The sequence below is a fragment of the Sphingomonas abaci genome (assembly GCF_014199625.1).
Classification (GTDB): Bacteria; Pseudomonadota; Alphaproteobacteria; order Sphingomonadales; family Sphingomonadaceae; genus Sphingomonas; species Sphingomonas abaci.
Map to the genome: position 1 here is coordinate 69,198 of NZ_JACHNY010000011.1, position 16,277 is coordinate 85,474.

The window sequence follows — 16,277 nt, forward strand, 5'->3', positions numbered from 1 at the left end:
CCGACGCGGCGCGACGCGCAAGGGCCTATGCCCCTGCGCGCCGCCCGTGAACATGGTGACGCGCCGTGCGATGCCCGGTCAATCCTTGCCGATCTCCGCCATTTGCTGGCGCAGTTCGGCCATCGACTCGTCGATGCTGGCCATCGCCTCGCGCTGCCCTTCGGCCGGGATGGACGCGTTGCTGGCGAGGGCGGCGCGGGCCGCCTGCAGGCCGGACAGCGCCGCCGTCATCGACTCGCGCTGGATCCGGGCCTGGTCCGACTGAGTCAATTGCCCGGCCCGCGCCGCCGCCTGGATGCGGTCGGTGCAGATCACCGTCGCGCGATGACCGTTGGTGGTGCGGCTGACGACATAGGCCTTGGCGCCCGTGTCCGGGCCGCAGGCGCCCGATCGGATGTCCACCATCGCGCGCATCTCGGCTGCGGTCGGCATCCCCGCCGGCGGGCGCGGCGGCACCGGCGGCGCGGGCGGCGCGACCCCCATCGCCGAGGCGGCGGGGGCAGCGGGCGCGGCCGGAACGGCGGGAGCCTGGAGCGCGCGCGGCGGCAGGGGCGGCGTCGGCGGCACGGGCGCGGGATGATCGGCCAGATACGCCTCCGCAGCCGAGCCTTCATAGGTGGTGGTCTTGCCGTCCTTCACCACGACGACACGGGTGGTCTTGCCGGTCCGCACCGTGGGAGCGGCGGGCGTCTTCACCATTGGCGGCATCGCCTGCATGGACGGCATGGACGGCATGGAGGTCGCCTCGCCCATCCGGGCCGCGATGGCGGCGGTGGCGCTGGTGCCGGAAGCGGTGCCGACCAGCCCCATCGTCACAACGCCCAGCACGGCGGCGGCCCCGGTCATCAGCCGCGTCCGCGACGGCCTGGCAATCGTCAGCATCTTCAGTCTCCCTTTCAGATCGGTGATGGTGTGGAGGTGGCAGGCGGCCGAGACCGCGCCGCCATGCGCCGCCTTGACGATGGCGCAGGCATAGATGTGGCGGTCGGCGCGGCTGCGGCCGGCCAGGACGCGGGCGTCGTTGGCCAATTCCTGGTCGGCGCGGAAGGCGTGGAAGGCGCGCCACGCCAGCGGGTTGAACCAGTGGAGCGCCAGCACCGCCAGCGCCGCCCAGTTGGCGGCCAGATCGCCGCGCTGGTGATGCCCAAGCTCGTGCGCCAGCGCCAGCGACCGCTCGTCCGCGTCGTAGCGCTCGTCGAAGTCGCGCGGAAAGGCGACGAAGCGGCGCTTGATCCCAAAGGCGAGCGGCCCGGCGGCATGACGGCTCTCGACCACCGCCACGCCGTCGATCCGGTCGAGCAGCCGCGCATCGCGCAGCAACCGCCGGCAGAAGCGCCGGTGCGACAGGCAATGATGAACGAAAAAGGCGAGCGCCCCCGCCAGCCACAGCCCCGCGCCGATCGCCAGCCAGTCGATCCCGCTTCCGTCGAACCCCGTCGCCGCGACCGGCGCGGCCGCCGCCATCGCGGGGGCCGCGGCCACTGGCGCCGTGCCGGGCAGGATCAACACCGTCACCGCGTCGCCGGCGCGCGAGATCGGCATCGCCGCCTGCTCGCGCCACGATGCGGGCATCGGCGGCAGCACCAGGCGCATCGCGGGCAAGGCCCACAGGCCATAGGCGATCTGCGGCCCGAACACGCGCCGCACCGGCCCGCGCACCAGCAATACCAGCGCCATCAGCAGCGCCGAGGCGAGCAGCGCCTCCGCCCCCCAGGCGGCGAATGCCGCGCCGGTCATGCCTTCAGATCCTTCAGCAGCGCCTCGATCTCGGCGATGTCGTGCTGCGTCAGTTCGTCGCGTTCCGCCAGGTGCGCGACCAGCGGCGTCAGCCGGCCGCCGAACAGGCGGTCGATCAGCCGCCGCGACTCGCCCGTCACATAGTCGTCGCGCCGGACCAGCGGCCGATACAGATAGCGGCGGCCATCCTCCTCATGCGCGATCGCCGCTTTGGCGAGCAGCCGGCCGAGCAAGGTCTTGACCGTGTTGGCGCTCCAGCCGCGCGCGGGATCGACCCGTTCCGCGACATCCTGCGCCGTCAGCGGTGCCTCGTCCCATAGCACCTCCATCACGGCATGTTCCGCATCGCTGATCCGTTCGGCCACGACTCGCCTCCTTTGTGATTACACCTGTAGTCACATCGATTACGACTGTAGTCAACCCCCGCATGGGGAGGTCGGGGTAACGCTGATGCAACCTTGGCGACGCACGAGCCTTGAGCCTGTGCAGCAAAGAGGACGCCCATGACCGACACCCGCACCGAAACCGACTCGATCGGCGCGATCGAAGTTCCCGCCTCCGCCTATTGGGGGGCGCAGACCGAACGCAGCCTGGAGAATTTTCCCTTCGGCGCGCGCGAGCGGATGCCGATCGGCATCGTCCATGCGCTCGCCATCGTGAAGCGCGCGGCGGCGCGGGTGAATCGCGACCACGGACTGGACGATGCCAAGGCCGACGCGATCGACGCGGCCGCCGCCGAGGTGATCGACGGCCGACTTGACGAGCAGTTCCCGCTCGTCATCTGGCAGACCGGCAGCGGCACCCAGTCGAACATGAACGTGAACGAAGTGATCGCGGGTCGCGCCAACGAGATGCTGACCGGCACGCGCGGCGGCAAGTCGCCGGTCCATCCCAATGACGACGTCAATCGCGGCCAGTCGTCGAACGACAGCTTCCCGACCGCGCTGCATGTCGCCGCTGCGCTGGCGGTGACCCGCACCCTGCTCCCGGCCCTCGACCATCTCCACGCCGCGCTGGACGCCAAGGCCAGGGACTGGGACGACATCGTCAAGATCGGCCGAACCCATTTGCAGGATGCGACGCCGCTGACGCTGGGGCAGGAATTCTCCGGCTATGCCGCGCAGCTCGCGAGCTGCCGGGCGCGGATCGAGGGGACGCTGACGCGCAACATCCTGCCGCTGGCGCAGGGCGGCACCGCCGTCGGCACCGGCCTCAACGCCCCCCAGGGCTTCGCCGAGGCCGTGGCGGCGGAGATCGCCGCGCTGACCGGGCTGGAGTTCGTCACCGCCGCCAACAAGTTCGAGGCGCTCGCCGCCAACGACGGGCTGGTCGACCTGCACGGGACGCTCAACGTGCTGGCGGTGGCGCTGACCAAGATCGCCAATGACATCCGCCTGCTCGGCTCCGGCCCGCGTTCGGGGCTCGGCGAGCTGGACCTGCCCGCGAACGAGCCGGGCAGCTCGATCATGCCGGGCAAGGTCAACCCGACCCAGAACGAGATGCTGACCATGGTCGCGGCGCAGGTGATGGGCAACAATGTCGCGGTGACGGTCGGCGGCCTCCAGGGCCATCTGGAACTCAACGTCTTCAAGCCGCTGATCGGCGCGAACGTACTGCGCTCGATCGACCTGCTGGCCACCGGCATGACCAGCTTCGCCGACCGTACGGTGGCGGGGATGACCGCCAACCGTGCCCGCATCGCCGAGCTGGTCGACCGGTCCCTGATGCTGGTCACCGCGCTCGCGCCCGAGATCGGCTATGACAACGCCGCCAAGATCGCCAAGCACGCCCATGCGGAAGGCTTGACGCTGAAGGAGGCGGGGCTGGCGCTGGGCCTGGTCGACGCCGCGACCTTCGACCGGGTGGTCAGGCCCGAGGCGATGATCGGTCGCTGAGGCGACGCCCGCGCGGGAACTCCAGGGGCGATCCGACGCTTATCACGGTATACGAGGAGATGCTTTCGTGAGTGCAACCACCATCGGCGCCCTGGTCGGCGGCGTGATCGATTCGATGAGCGGCGACGACGATGCCAGTTGGGACGGTGCGCTGAAGGGCGCGATCGTCGCCAATGTGCTGAAGGTCGCGGTGCCGATGGCGATTACCTATGCGGTCGGATGGGCGGTGTTGCGCGGCGCGGGCGAACTCGTGGAGATGGTCAAGGGAGACAAGCAATGATCGGCAAGATTATCGGAGCGCTGGTGGGCCGCGAGATGGATCGTCGCGACGGCAGCGGCGGGCTGAAGGGCGCCGCCATGGGTGCATTGGTCGGCGGTGGCCTGCGTCGCATGGGACCGCTCGGCATGTTGCTCGGTGGCGGCTATGTCGCGAAGAAGGCCTATGATCGACGTCGGGCTTCGCGGATGGCGCCGCGCGGCTTCTGACCATCGGCAGCGATGGTTGAAGGGCGGTCGACCGGGCAACGGTCGGCCGCCTTTCGGCGTATCGGCTTGACGGCCCGGCTCCCTCTTGGCCAAAGGCGGGCATGGCGCATTATCCTCCGACCGACGCCCATGGCCTGAAGCGCCGTGGGATGCTCTTCGTCCTGTCCTCCCCCTCCGGCGCCGGCAAGTCGACGATCGCGCGCAAGCTGCTGGCCGACGAGCCCGACCTGGCCCTGTCGGTGTCCGCCACGACCCGCCCGGTCCGCCCCGGCGAGGTCGACGGCAAGGATTACCATTTCGTCGACCTGGAGGAATTCCGCCGCATGGTCGCGGCTGACGAGTTCCTGGAATGGGCGCATGTCTTCGGCAACCGCTACGGCACGCCGCGCGCGCAGGTCGAGGCGATGCTGGCGGCCGGCAAGGACGTGCTGTTCGACATCGACTGGCAGGGCGCGCAGCAGCTGTTCCAGATCGCTGGCGGCGACGTGGTGCGCGTGTTCATCTTCCCGCCCTCGATGGAGGAGTTGCGCGATCGACTGGAACGCCGCGCCACCGACTCGGTGGAGGTGATCGACGCCCGGATGGCGCGCGCCGCCAATGAGGTCAGCCACTGGGACGGCTATGATTATGTACTGGTCAATGACGATGTCGAGGAGTGTTTCCGCGGCGTGAAGACGATCCTGGCGGCGGAGCGGCTCAAGCGTTCGCGCCAGACCGGGCTGATCGGCTTCATCCGCCGGCTGACGCGGTAAAGCTGTCCCCTTCATCTTCTTTCCCGGCGAAGGCAGGGGCCCAGTTGGGGATGCTTCGGTGACGAAGCTCCGTCGTCCAAGAATCGCCCCCCAACAGCCCCCATGCTTTCGCGGGGGAACAATAGAACCGGACAACCCACGGGTCAGAAACGTTGATTCCACCACCCTTGTGACAAGCCCCGCTTCGCTGCGCCGCATCAAAGCTTGCTGTCTTTCCACGCCCGTGCCAGCAACAGGGGCGGCATGAAATTCCCATCCTTCAGCGTCCAGGTGTTCCTGGGCATGGGCATCGGGCTGGCGCTGGGCGTCTGGGCCCGCGCGCTTGGTGCCGACAGCGGCCTGGCCGAGGGGCTGCGCATCGTCGGCGACATCTTCGTGCAATTGCTGCGCGCGCTGGTCGTGCCGCTGGTGTTCACCGCCATCGTCGCCTCGATCGCCGCGCTCCGCGAGTTGGGCAACGCCGCCCGCCTCGTCGCCGGCACGCTGATCTGGTTCGCGATCACCGCGTTGATCGCGGTCAGCATCGGGCTGGTGCTGGGCACTGTCATCGCGCCGGGCGCCCATGCCGGAGTGGACGCCGCGGCGGCGGTGCGGCCGGCCACCACCGGCTCCTGGCTCGACTTCCTGCGCGGGCTGGTGCCGGCGAACGTGCTGGGCCTGGCGGCATCGACCAAGCTGACCGATGGCGGGGCGACCACCAGCCTGTCGTTCAACATCCTCCAGATCATCGTGGTGGCGATCGCGATCGGCGTCGCCGCTGTCCGCGTCGGTGCGCAGGGCGAGGCGTTCCTGGCGTTCAACGCCGCCGCCCTCGCCATCTTCCGGCGCGTGCTGCGCTGGATCGTCCGGCTGACCCCGATCGGCACCGCCGGGCTGCTCGGCCATGCGGTGGTGCAATATGGCTGGCAGTCGCTGTCGGCGCTGGGCGCCTTTGCGGGCGCGGTCTATATCGGCCTCGCGCTGGTGCTGCTGGTCGTCTATCCACTGCTGCTGCGCGCCAACGGCCTGTCGGTCGGCCGCTTCTTCGCCGCGGCCTGGCCCGCCATCCAGCTGGGCTTCGTCTCGCGCTCGTCGATCGCCACCCTGCCCGTCACCGAGGCGGCGGTGGAGCGGATCGGCGTGCCGCGCGAATATGCCGCCTTCGCCGTCCCCTTCGCCGCGACGACCAAAATGGACGGCTGCGCTGCCATCTATCCGGCGGTGGCGGCGCTGTTCGTCGCGCAATATTACGCGATCCCGCTCCACGCCGCGGACTATCTGCTGGTCGTGCTGGTGTCGGTGATCGGCTCGGCGGCGACCGCCGGGCTGACCGGCGCGCTGGTGATGCTGACGCTGACGCTGACCACGCTCGGCCTGCCGCTGGAGGGGGCGGGCCTGTTGCTGGCGATCGATCCGATCCTCGACATGGGTCGCACCGCCGTCAACGTCGCGGGGCAAGCGCTGGTGCCGACGATCGTCGCGCGACGGCAGGGGCTGATCCGCCAGATCGCCGGCGGCCGCGAGGATGCGGCGGGCGATCCCGCGCTGCCGGCGGCGGCATGACTGCCAACTCCATCTTCGTCCAGCGACTGCGCAGCGAGAGCGGTCCGGCCCATGACCGGGTCGACGCCGCTTACGGCGCGTTCCGGCTCGACCAGCGCGACGATTATGCCGCCTTCCTCGCCGCCCATGGGCGCGCTCTGCCGGCGGCGGAGGCGGCGCTGCACGCCCATCCCGACCTGCCGCCGTGGCGCGAACGGGCCCGCCTGCTCGCCGCCGACCTGGCCGATCTGGGCCGGGTGATGCCGGCGCCCCTGCCCTTCACGCTGGCCGATGACGCGGCGGCCTGGGGCGCGCTCTATGTGACGGAGGGGTCGCGGCTCGGCGGCACGGTGCTGGCGCGCGCCGTGGCCGAGGGCTGGCCTCAGCGCTATCTGGGGGCGCGGCACCTGCCGGGCGAGTGGCGCACGCTGCTCGCCGCGATCGAGACCAGGGCGGGGCTGGAATCCGCCGCCTGGCGGGACGCGGCCCTGCGTGGCGCCATGGCCTGTTTCGCGCTCTACGAACGCGCCGCCTGAGCGATCAGCCGGCGATCGGCGCGGTCATCACCACACGGAGCCCGGGGGCGTTATCCTCCATCTCCAGCACACCGCCGAGTTGCTGGACCATGGCCAGCATCATCCGGCTGCCGAAGCCGCTGCCGCCGGCCGCCGGCTTGCCATTCCCCTCGTCCGCGACGATCAGCCGCAACCGGCTGTGATGTCGCTCCAGGGCGATCGCGATCGGACCCATCGTGCCCGGATAGGCATATTTGGTGGCGTTGATCACCAGCTCGGTCAGGATCAAGCCGACCTTCACCGCCCGGTCGGTCGGGATCAGCACCGGCGCGAGATCGAGCGTCATCTGCCGCGCCCAGCCCTCGCCCAGCGTCGCCTTCATGTCGGCGGTCAGCTCGGTCAGGTAGCGCGACAGGTCGATCGTCTCGATCTGGTCGTCGCGATAGAGGCGGCGATGCACCTGTGCCACCGCCGCCAGCCGCGCCTGCGCCTCGCCCAGCTGGTCGGCGACCGCGCCCGGCCCGGCGGCCCGCGCCTGCATCGACAGGAAGGCGGCGACCAATTGCAGGCTGTTCTGGATGCGGTGGTCGACCTCCTTCATCAGCAGGTCTTTCTGCTGCAGCAGAACGTCTTTCGCCGCGACCGTCCGGTTCAGCTCGCCGTTCAGGTCACGCAGCCGACGATTGCGGTCCGCATCGAGCAGCGTACGGCCCAGCCGACGCGCCGACTCGATTTCCTCCAGCGTCCAGTGCCGCGACCGACCCCGCACTTCCTCGCGCCACGTCTCGAACGAGGCGCGCGGCGTCAGCGTCTCGCCATGCGTCAGCGCCACCGACTTGTGCGGATTGCCCGCCCATTCGATCTCCTCGGGCTGTTCGGCGCGGAACCATAGCAGCATGCCGCGCCCCTCCGCCTGCGGCAGCGCGAGCAGTCCGCTGGCCTCGGCGAAACGAGCGGCGGCCGGCGGAAAGGCGGCGCTGAGCATATGCGACGAGAAGGGTTCGACGCCGCCTTCCTGCCGCAACCATTCGACCAGACCCAATGTGAAATCGTCCGGCGGGCATCGCCCGTCGCGCACCAGCACGGTGGCGCCATCGACAAAGGCCAGGCCGTCACCGCCCAACAGCTCGCGCAGCTCGCGCCGGGTCTGCGACACCGCCTCGGCCAGGCTGGTCGCGGTCGCCAGGCGCGGCGCGATCGCATCCTCCAGGCCGCGCAGGCCCAGCCGCTCGCGATAGGTCTCCGCCTCCTCCTTGGCGCGGATCTGGCGCGACAGGCTGCTGGCCAGCACGGTCGCGCCGGCGCGGATGTCCGCCGGCAGGCTGTGCGGCGTGCGGTGGTGGCAAGCGATCAGCCCCCAGAGCAGCCCACCTTTGACGATCGAAATCGAGGCGGAGGCCTGCACCCCCATGTTGCGCAGGTAGCGGAGGTGGATGGGCGAGACGCTGCGCACCGCCACGTCGCTGAGGTCGCTGTCCTGCCAGGCCACCGGGCGGATCGGCGCGGCTTCGTAATCCACGTCTGGGATCACGCGTGCGCGGTTGCGCACATAGAGCGCGCGCGCCTGGCGTGGGATATCGGAGGCGGGAAAATGATGATGCAGGAACGACGAGAGGGTGGGATCGCTGTCCTCCGCCACCACCCGCCCGGCATCGTCGTCCAGGAAGCGATAGACCATCACCCGGTCGAACCCGGTCAGCGCGCGAAAGGCGGTGGCGGCGCGCGCGCACAGCGCGTTGAGATCGCCCGCCCGCTCGAAGCCGATCGCGAAATTCTCCAGCAGCGCCAGCATCTCGCCCGAACTGAGCGGCGCGTCCGCGGCGCGTTCCAGCTCGACCAGCAGTCGGTCGCCCGCCCGATGGAGCGCCACGTCGTATCGCCGGCCGTCCCGTCCGGTCACCGGCATGCCGGGCAAGGTGTTCGAGCCGACCGGCATGGGATCGAAGCGACCCTGCACGTCCTGGCCGAGCAGGTCGGCGAGCGAGCGCCCCAGCCAGTCCGCCGCCAGCACCGCCTCGAGCGGCCCGGCCCCGGCGACCACCAGACCGCTTGCCGCCTCGGCCACCAGCAACAGGCCATGCGGCTGGATCGAGCCGGGTATATGGATGGGTTCCCGGTCACAGGCGGACAGGTCCGCGCCAGGGTCTGTCGAAAGGAGATGGGAAGCCATGCCGATCCTGATGCTGCGTCTGCAGGCTTGTACGCATTGCCTTGGAAACGCAAATGCTTTGCCAGCCTCCATGATCTTGATCAAGTCGGTCGCGGGGAACATGCGTCGGACCTGAACCGTATGCTCGATGATCGTCGAACGAGCACGGACCCGCTGATGGCCCTTTCCCCCCGGCTCCATGGCCGCGTTGCCGCCCGGGCGCACCACTCGCCGGCCGCCGCGGTGCTGCGCCGGATCGAGCCCTTTTTCGCGATCGGCCAAGTGTCGGGCGGGCCGCTGCTGATCGCGTCGATCGTGGCGCTAGTGGTCGTCAACTCGCCGCTGGGGGCGGACTATGTCCGCCTGTGGGACCGACCGGTGCGGGTCAGCTACGGTGCTTGGGCGGTGGCGCGACCGGCGGCGGAGTGGATCAACGACGCGCTAATGCCGCTCTTCTTCCTGATCATCGGGACCGAGGTGAAGCGCGAGTTCGTCAAGGGATCATTGTCATCGCTGCGCACCGCGATCTTCCCGGTGGCCGGCGCGATCGGCGGGCTGGTGGTGCCGGTCGCCCTATACCTCGCGTTCAATATCGGCGCCGAGACTCAGCATGGTTGGGGCATCGTCGCGGCGATGGACACCGCGTTCAGCCTGGCGATCGTGGCGATGTTCACCACCCGCCTGCCCGCCGCCGTTCGCGCGGTGCTGCTCGCCTTCGCGGCGATCGACGACGTGTTCGGGCTGCTGGTGATCGCGCTCGCCTATACCGCCGCGATCCACTGGCCGTTCCTGCTGCTCGCCGGCCTTGGCTATCTGGGGATCGTTGGGCTGTTGCGGCTGCGCTGGGTGGCGTCCATTCCCTATGTGCTGCTCGGGCTGGTCGTGTGGGTCGGCGTATTCGGCTCGGGCGTCCACCCGACCATCGCCGGGGTCGCCCTGGGATTGCTGCTGCCGACCAGTTCGCGCCTGTCGCCGCGCCGCTTCGCCGAACGGGTCCAGCGGCCGATCGACCAGTTGCGCCGGGCCCAGGCCGCGGCGGAGCGGGCGCCGGACGCCGAGGCCGCGGAGGAGCATCGCGAACAGGCCGAACAGCGCCTGGGCTATATCCACGAGATGGCGGCCGCGACCGACGAGGCGGCGGAGCGGCTGGTCCGCACGCTGACGCCCTGGGTGTCCTATGTCGTGCTGCCGCTCTTCGCCCTGTCCAATGTCCGCATCCATTTCTCCGGCCAATTGATCGGAGAGGCGCTGCATTCGCCGCTGGCGCTGGGCGTCCTGGTCGGCCTGGCCCTCGGCAAGCCGATCGGCTTCCTGGCGGCGACTTGGGCGGCGACGCGCACCGGCCGCGCTGCGCTGCCCGAAGGGGTCACCTGGCGGATGGTGCTGGGGATCGGCGCGCTGGCGGGGATCGGCTTCACCATCTCGTTGTTCATCGCCGAGCTGGCCTTTGCCGATGCCGAGCATACCAAACTGGCGTCGCTCGGCATCCTCGCCGCCTCTCTGCTGTCGGGCGTGTTCGGCTATCTCACACTGTGGCGGGCGGCGTCGCCTTCGCCTTCGCCGGCGTCCAGCGCAGACGATAGGTGACGCGGAATCCGTCGTGGTCGGACAGGTGCGGCAGACCGTCCGCGCCGTCGAACATCGCCTCGACCCGCACCGGCCGGACCGACACGAGCGTTCCGTCGTGGAAGAGCTGGAGATCCTCGGTATCAAGCCAGGGTGCGTCACCGTCCCAGGACATGCGCACGTCGCACGTGGCGCGGTTCGCCTCGCAATATTGATGCACCAGCGTGAAGTTGCGGGAGGCGCTGCGGAACCGGTCGAACCGCTCGGTCGAGCCGCGCATGTTGAAATCGCCGCCCAGGATCGCCGGCACGCCGCCTTGGGCGGCGGCATCGATGAAGCGCGCGAGCTGCCCGACCTGCAGGCGATGCGCCTGACCGTTGCGCTGCGCCGGCACGCGCGACGCGCCCTGCGAGTTCAGATGCGTGCCGAACAGGTCGATCGGCTGCGGCACGCCCGGCATGGCGATGCGCGCATGGATCATGCCCTTGTTGCTGAGGCAGTCGAGCCCGGCGCAGCGATGCTTGCCGAACGGCTCCGCATCGTGCGCGACGATCGGATAGCGACTGAGGATCGCCAGGCCCGACCCGACCAAATGCATCCCCGTCTCGCCCTTGCGACGGCGGAACGGCCCCGCCATCATCGGCGTATCGGCCATGCGCTTGCGCTGGGTGCGCGACGGGCCGACGACCATGTTGGGGTAGCCCATCGCCTGCACCGCGCGCAGGGCGGCGGGGCTGAACATCTCCTGGATCAGCACCACGTCCGGCGCCCGCCCCTCGGCGCGCAGCCGCGCCAGCGTGTCGCCGATCTGCGCCAGCGACGACCCGCGCCCCCGCCGCGCGGGCCAGCCAAGCCCCTCGATATTGAAGGTCAGCACGTCCAGTGACACCTCCGTCGCCGTTTCGCCGGCGAAACGGATCAACCGGGGCCGAGGCGCGTTCTGCGGGTCGGCGAGCGTGGGTGGAGGCAGGTGCGTGCACCCCGCTGCGATCGACAGCAGCGCAGCGGAGACAGCGAGGCGTATTGGTAACATCGGATAAGGCACGGAGGACGCGGTAGCTTACCCCCTGCCCTGAACCAAGGGGTTGTACCTTGCGGATTCGGCTAACCGGACATATTGTCCGGTTAAGACGGACATCATCGCGCCGCGGGTTATCGGGCGCACGACAATCGAGGCGAATGCATGGCGGACTCGCAGCACGAGAGCGACGATCGACAGCCGGACGACGACACGACGACCGAACAGGACAGCAAGCCAAAGCGCAAGCTGAGCGGCCGGGCCAAGCTGATCCTGCTGCTGATCGCGCTGGCGGTGGTGATCCTGGGCGCGCTGTGGTTCGTTCGTTACCAGACGCATGGCCAGTATTTGGAGGAGACGAACGACGCGCGCATCCAGGCGGATTCGGTGACGATCGCGCCGCGCGTGACCGGCTATGTCGAGGAGGTGCTGGTCGGCGACAACCAGAATGTGACCCAGGGCCAGCCGCTGGTCCGGATCAATCCGCGGGACTATCGCGCGCAGGTGGCGCAGGCCGACGCCCAGATCGCGGTCGCGGCGGCGCAGGCGGACAGCGCCCGCGCGCAGATCCGCGAGCAATATGCCACGATCGAGCAGACCGCGGCGGAACTGGCGGCGGCCCGAACCAAAGCGGCCTATGACGCCAGCGAGGTCGCGCGCTACGCGCCGCTGGCGGCGAGCGGCGCGGAGACGCGCGAGCGGCTGGCGCAGTTGCGGACCGCCGCCGCCCAGTCGGCCAGCGACGTGCGGGCGCAGGAGGCCGCCCTGGCGCTCCAGCGGCGGCGCGTCGCCTCGATCGAATCCCAGGTCCGCCAGGCCCGGGCGCAGGGCCAGGCCGCACAGGCGCAGCGCAGCGCCGCCGATGTCGACCTGACCGCGACGCTGCTGCGAGCCCCGATCGCAGGCCGGGTGGGTGACAAGACGGTGGAGATCGGCCAATTCGTCAGCGCCGGCACCCGGCTGATGTCGGTGGTGCCGCTCGACAAGCTCTATGTCGTCGCGAACTTCAAGGAAACGCAGCTGGCGCTGATGCGGGTCGGCCAGCCGGCGACGATCAAGGTCGATGCGCTGGATGGCACAGAACTGGTCGGCCGCGTCGAGAGCCTGTCGCCCGGCACTGGCGCCGAATTCTCGTTGCTGCCGCCGCAGAACGCGACCGGCAACTTCACCAAGATCACCCAACGCGTACCGGTGCGGATCGCGCTGGAGGCGACGCCGGCGGCGCGCGCGCTGCTGGTCCCCGGTCTGTCGGTGACGGTGACGGTCGACACGATCGACGCCAAGGGCGACCTGAAGCGGATTCGCGAACAGCAGGACCAACTCGACCAGCGGGTGCGCTGACATGGCGACCGCCGCCCCTGCCCGCCCGGCCCGCGCGCCGGTATCCGAGCGTGCGCCGGAACGTGCGGACGCCAGCGCCTGGCTGGCGGTGGCGGCGGGCACGATCGGCGCGCTGATGGCGACGCTCGACATCTCGATCGTCAACTCGTCGCTGCCGACCATCCAGGGCGAGATCGGCGCGAGCGGGACCGAGGGCACATGGATCGCCACCGCCTATCTGGTCGCCGAGATCGTCATCATCCCGATGTCGGCCTGGCTGACCCGGCTGCTGGGGCTGCGCACCTTCCTGCTGGTCGCGTCGGGGCTGTTCACCGGATTCTCGGTGCTGTGCGGCGTGTCGACGACGCTGACGATGATGATCATCGGCCGGGTCGGCCAGGGCTTCACCGGCGGCGCGATGATCCCGACCGCGCAGACGATCATCGCGCAGCGCCTGCCCCGATCGCAACAGCCGGTCGGCATCGCCTTGTTCGGCATGACCGCGATCCTGGGCCCCGTGATCGGCCCGTTGATCGGCGGCTGGCTGACCGAGAATGTCAGCTGGCACTATGCCTTCTTCCTCAACGTGCCGGTCTGCGCGCTGCTGGTGATCCTGCTGCTCGTCGGTCTGCCGCACGAACGCTCGCGCCTCGACCTGATCGGCGAGGCGGACTGGCTGGGCATCCTCGGCCTGGCGCTGGGTCTGGGCGGCCTCACCGTGTTCCTGGAGGAGGGGCAGCGCGAGCAGTGGTTCTCGTCCGAGCTGATCCGCACCATGGCGCTGGTCACGCTGTTCGGCTTCGCGCTGCTGATGGTCGGGCAGTTCCGGGCACAGCGGCCGATCATCAAGCTGTCGCTGCTGCTCGACCGCCAGTTCGGCGCGGTGGCGCTGATGGGCGTGGTGCTGGGCATCGTGCTCTACGGCACCTCCTATGCCATCCCCCAGTTCCTGGCCACGGTGGCCGATTACAATGCGCTGCAATCGGGCAAGATCGTGCTGCTGTCGGGCATCCCCAGCCTGATCATGATCGCGATGACGCCGTTCCTGCTGCGCCACATCGACATTCGCATCGCGGTGGGCTTCGGCCTGACAATCATGGGCGGCTCGGCGCTGCTCGACACCACGCTGACCCTGGTGTCGGACGGGTCCAGCTTCGTCGACTCGCAGCTGCTGCGCGGCGTGGGGCAGATCCTGGGCATGCTGTTCCTCAGCCAGGCGGCGATCCGCTCGGTGCCGCCGGCGGATGCCGGCGACGCGTCGGGCCTGTTCAACGCGATGCGCAACCTGGGCGGCAGCTTCGCGCTCGCCGGCATCTCGATCATTCAGGACACGCGCATGTACTTCCATGCGCGCCGGATCGAGGAGACGCTGAACGCCAATGCCGTGTCGGTGCAGGATTATGTCGGCGGGCTGGCGCGCCAGTTCGGCGGCACGCCGACCGCACTGCGCGTGATCGGCCAGCAGGTCCAGGCCCAGGCGCTGGTCATGACCTATAACGACATCTTCTGGATCATGGGGATGGGCACCTTCGCGGTGCTGCCCCTGGTCTTGTTCCTCCGCCCCCTGCCCAAGGACGCCGCGCCCGCGGCGACGCACTGATGAAGATAACGCCGCTCCTGCCGCTCCTCGGCCTGCTCGCCGCCTGCACCGTCGGACCGGACTATGCCGGGCCGCCGGCGACCGCGTCGGACGCGGCGACGCGCGGCCGCTTCGTCCGGGCGACCGATCCCGCCTTTGTCCCCACGCCCGGGCTGGCGCGCTGGTGGGAGACGCTGAACGATCCGACGCTGACCGCGCTGGTCGACGACGCCCTGGCCCATAATCCCAGCATCGACCAGGCCCAGGCGCGCATCCGCGAGGCGCTGGCCCGGATCACCCAGCAGCGCAGCGGGCAGTTGCCCGGCGTCAGCGCCAACGCGACCTACGTCCATGCCGAAGTGCCGGGCATCGACCTGGGCGGTCAGTCCGGCGGCCAAGGTGGCGGTGGCGATAGCGGGGGCGGCGGGTCGACCTCGCTGCAATTCTACAATCTCGGCCTCAACGTCGGCTGGGAAGCGGATATCTTCGGCGGCGGCCGGCGCGGCATCGAGCAGAGCCGCCGCACCGCCGAGGCGCGGTTCGCCGACCTGGCCGATGCCCAGGTCAGCCTGTCGGCCCAGGTCGCCCAGGCCTATGTCAGCCTGCGCGACGTGCAGGCGCGGATCCGCCTGAACCAGCAATCCACCGCGCTCCAGCAGCGCCAGCTCGCCCTAACCCGCCAGCGCTTCGCCGCCGGCACCGCCTCGACCCTTGATGTCGAGCGGCTCCAGACCGCGCTGGAGACCAGCGAGGCGCAGGCGGTGCCGCTCGGCGCGCAACGCGACGAATATCTGGGGCAGATCGCGATCCTGACCGGCCGCGCGCCCGGCGCGCTCGACGCCACGCTGTCGACGGTCGCGCCGGTGCCGCTGCCGCCGGCGCAGGTGCCGGTCGGCGATCCGGCAATGCTGATCGCCAGCCGTCCCGACATCCGCTCCGCCGAGCGCCAACTCGCCGCCGCCACCGCCGGGATCGGCGTCAGCAAGGCGCGCGAACTGCCGGCCGTGCGCTTCCTGGGGCTGCTCGGGCTGGGCGGTACGTCGCCGGGCGACGTGTTCGACCTGGGCAAGCTGACCGCGCTCGGCGCGCCGACGCTGAGCTGGTCCTTTCTCGATTTCGGCAAGGCGCGCGCCGCCACCCGCGCTTCCGAGGCGCAGCGCGACCAGGCCGAGGCGGGCTATCGCCAGACCGTGCTGCAGGCGTTGCAGGAGGCGGAGACGTCGCTGTCGCGATTCGGCAATCTTCGCGCGCAGCTCGGCAACCTCGCCCGGGCGGAAGCGGCGGCGGCGCGCGCCGCCACGCTCAACGACCAGCGGGTCCGGGCCGGCACCAGCGCGACGATCGACCAGCTCGACATCGAGCGCCAGCGCCTTTCGGCGGCGATCGCGGTGGCGCAGGCCAAGGCGCAGCTGACCACCAGCTACATCGCCGTGCAGAAGAGCCTGGGCCTGGGCTGGACGCCGCAACGCGCGGACGCGGTCCCGCCGGCGCGTTGACGCCGGCTTCGTGGGCGCGCCGAGGCACGGCCGCCCAAGATCGATGCCGCCGCAACGCCTCAATCCCTGCCCTTGCTGGAGAAGCGTGTGGCGGGATCGCCAGGCCGTCGGCAGCGGCCTCTCGGCACCTCAGCTCGAAGCGCCCTTTCTAGAGCGGTTTCCGGTCCTTTTGAATCGTTGGGGATTCACACTGGCGCAGTTTTGTGATTCAGGCTTTGAGCCGGGTCAGGAGGCCGGCACAGA

General features: G+C 70.0%; 14 protein-coding genes. 10 read left to right on the forward strand and 4 right to left on the reverse strand.

Going from position 1 to position 16,277, the window contains the following annotated elements:
- Window positions 1–78: 78 nt before the first annotated feature.
- Entirely contained in the window at window positions 79–1,737 is a 1,659-nt protein-coding gene (locus GGQ96_RS18330) for a M56 family metallopeptidase (RefSeq protein ID WP_184116822.1), read from the reverse strand.
- The gene (locus GGQ96_RS18335) at window positions 1,734–2,102 is read right to left on the reverse strand and encodes a BlaI/MecI/CopY family transcriptional regulator (RefSeq protein WP_184116823.1); all 369 of its coding nucleotides are present in this window, start codon (window positions 2,100–2,102) and stop codon (window positions 1,734–1,736) included. The genes GGQ96_RS18330 and GGQ96_RS18335 overlap by 4 nt, the downstream gene beginning before the upstream one ends.
- A 138-nt stretch (window positions 2,103–2,240) precedes the next feature.
- Here GGQ96_RS18335 and fumC point away from each other — a divergent pair, with 138 nt between their 5' ends.
- The 6 genes from fumC (at window position 2,241) to GGQ96_RS18365 (ending at window position 6,927) form a co-directional block, all read left to right on the forward strand.
- Window positions 2,241–3,632, forward strand: a complete 1,392-nt coding sequence (gene fumC / locus GGQ96_RS18340; RefSeq protein WP_184116824.1) for a class II fumarate hydratase — start codon at window positions 2,241–2,243, stop codon at window positions 3,630–3,632.
- Window positions 3,633–3,699: 67 nt separating this feature from the next.
- The gene (locus GGQ96_RS18345) at window positions 3,700–3,912 is read left to right on the forward strand and encodes a hypothetical protein (RefSeq protein ID WP_184116825.1); all 213 of its coding nucleotides are present in this window, start codon (window positions 3,700–3,702) and stop codon (window positions 3,910–3,912) included.
- Complete coding sequence (locus GGQ96_RS18350; protein ID WP_184116826.1) at window positions 3,909–4,118, forward strand: hypothetical protein; 210 nt, start codon at window positions 3,909–3,911, stop codon at window positions 4,116–4,118. Before GGQ96_RS18345 ends, GGQ96_RS18350 begins: the two co-directional genes overlap by 4 nt.
- 101 nt (window positions 4,119–4,219) lie before the next feature.
- Window positions 4,220–4,870 (forward strand): guanylate kinase, encoded by a 651-nt coding sequence (gene gmk / locus GGQ96_RS18355; protein WP_184116827.1) that lies wholly within the window; start codon window positions 4,220–4,222, stop codon window positions 4,868–4,870.
- Between the two features lie 243 nt (window positions 4,871–5,113).
- Window positions 5,114–6,412, forward strand: coding sequence for a dicarboxylate/amino acid:cation symporter (locus GGQ96_RS18360; protein WP_184116828.1), 1,299 nt, complete (start codon window positions 5,114–5,116; stop codon window positions 6,410–6,412).
- Window positions 6,409–6,927, forward strand: a complete 519-nt coding sequence (locus GGQ96_RS18365; RefSeq protein WP_184116829.1) for a biliverdin-producing heme oxygenase — start codon at window positions 6,409–6,411, stop codon at window positions 6,925–6,927. The genes GGQ96_RS18360 and GGQ96_RS18365 overlap by 4 nt, the downstream gene beginning before the upstream one ends.
- A 4-nt stretch (window positions 6,928–6,931) precedes the next feature.
- Here the strand turns inward: GGQ96_RS18365 and GGQ96_RS18370 are convergent, their stop codons facing one another.
- On the reverse strand, window positions 6,932–9,076 hold the full coding sequence (locus GGQ96_RS18370; RefSeq protein ID WP_184116830.1) for a histidine kinase dimerization/phosphoacceptor domain -containing protein: 2,145 nt from the start codon (window positions 9,074–9,076) through the stop codon (window positions 6,932–6,934).
- A 156-nt stretch (window positions 9,077–9,232) separates the two neighbouring features.
- Here GGQ96_RS18370 and nhaA point away from each other — a divergent pair, with 156 nt between their 5' ends.
- A complete protein-coding gene (nhaA, locus tag GGQ96_RS18375; RefSeq protein WP_184116831.1) occupies window positions 9,233–10,642 on the forward strand; it encodes a Na+/H+ antiporter NhaA in 1,410 nt (469 codons plus the stop codon).
- Here the strand turns inward: nhaA and GGQ96_RS18380 are convergent.
- Window positions 10,581–11,543, reverse strand: a complete 963-nt coding sequence (locus tag GGQ96_RS18380; RefSeq protein ID WP_246360714.1) for an endonuclease/exonuclease/phosphatase family protein — start codon at window positions 11,541–11,543, stop codon at window positions 10,581–10,583. The two genes, nhaA and GGQ96_RS18380, sit on opposite strands and share 62 nt — an antisense overlap.
- Window positions 11,544–11,804: 261 nt before the next feature.
- On the opposite strand from GGQ96_RS18380, the gene GGQ96_RS18385 reads away from it, so the two are divergent.
- The 3 genes from GGQ96_RS18385 to GGQ96_RS18395 are packed head-to-tail and all read left to right on the forward strand — an operon-like array spanning window position 11,805 to window position 16,034.
- Window positions 11,805–12,980: an HlyD family secretion protein gene (locus tag GGQ96_RS18385; protein WP_184116832.1), complete on the forward strand. Its 1,176-nt coding sequence runs from the start codon at window positions 11,805–11,807 to the stop codon at window positions 12,978–12,980.
- Between the two features lies 1 nt (window position 12,981).
- Window positions 12,982–14,559 carry an MDR family MFS transporter gene (locus GGQ96_RS18390; RefSeq protein WP_184116833.1) on the forward strand — a complete coding sequence of 526 codons (1,578 nt, stop codon included), beginning with the start codon at window positions 12,982–12,984 and terminating at the stop codon, window positions 14,557–14,559.
- Window positions 14,559–16,034, forward strand: coding sequence for an efflux transporter outer membrane subunit (locus GGQ96_RS18395; protein WP_184116834.1), 1,476 nt, complete (start codon window positions 14,559–14,561; stop codon window positions 16,032–16,034). The genes GGQ96_RS18390 and GGQ96_RS18395 overlap by 1 nt, the downstream gene beginning before the upstream one ends.
- Window positions 16,035–16,277: the final 243 nt, after the last annotated feature.

Bases quoted from the DNA above. Each gene is read 5' to 3' on its own strand.
- GGQ96_RS18395 (WP_184116834.1), top strand. From the start codon at position 14,559: ATGAAGATAACGCCGCTCCTGCCGCTCCTCGGCCTGCTCGCCGCCTGC.
- GGQ96_RS18390 (WP_184116833.1), top strand. From the start codon at position 12,982: ATGGCGACCGCCGCCCCTGCCCGCCCGGCCCGCGCGCCGGTATCCGAG.
- gmk (WP_184116827.1), top strand. From the start codon at position 4,220: ATGGCGCATTATCCTCCGACCGACGCCCATGGCCTGAAGCGCCGTGGG.
- GGQ96_RS18360 (WP_184116828.1), top strand. From the start codon at position 5,114: ATGAAATTCCCATCCTTCAGCGTCCAGGTGTTCCTGGGCATGGGCATC.
- GGQ96_RS18330 (WP_184116822.1), bottom strand. From the start codon at position 1,737: ATGACCGGCGCGGCATTCGCCGCCTGGGGGGCGGAGGCGCTGCTCGCC.
- nhaA (WP_184116831.1), top strand. From the start codon at position 9,233: ATGGCCCTTTCCCCCCGGCTCCATGGCCGCGTTGCCGCCCGGGCGCAC.
- GGQ96_RS18350 (WP_184116826.1), top strand. From the start codon at position 3,909: ATGATCGGCAAGATTATCGGAGCGCTGGTGGGCCGCGAGATGGATCGT.
- GGQ96_RS18365 (WP_184116829.1), top strand. From the start codon at position 6,409: ATGACTGCCAACTCCATCTTCGTCCAGCGACTGCGCAGCGAGAGCGGT.
- fumC (WP_184116824.1), top strand. From the start codon at position 2,241: ATGACCGACACCCGCACCGAAACCGACTCGATCGGCGCGATCGAAGTT.
- GGQ96_RS18385 (WP_184116832.1), top strand. From the start codon at position 11,805: ATGGCGGACTCGCAGCACGAGAGCGACGATCGACAGCCGGACGACGAC.
- GGQ96_RS18370 (WP_184116830.1), bottom strand. From the start codon at position 9,076: ATGGCTTCCCATCTCCTTTCGACAGACCCTGGCGCGGACCTGTCCGCC.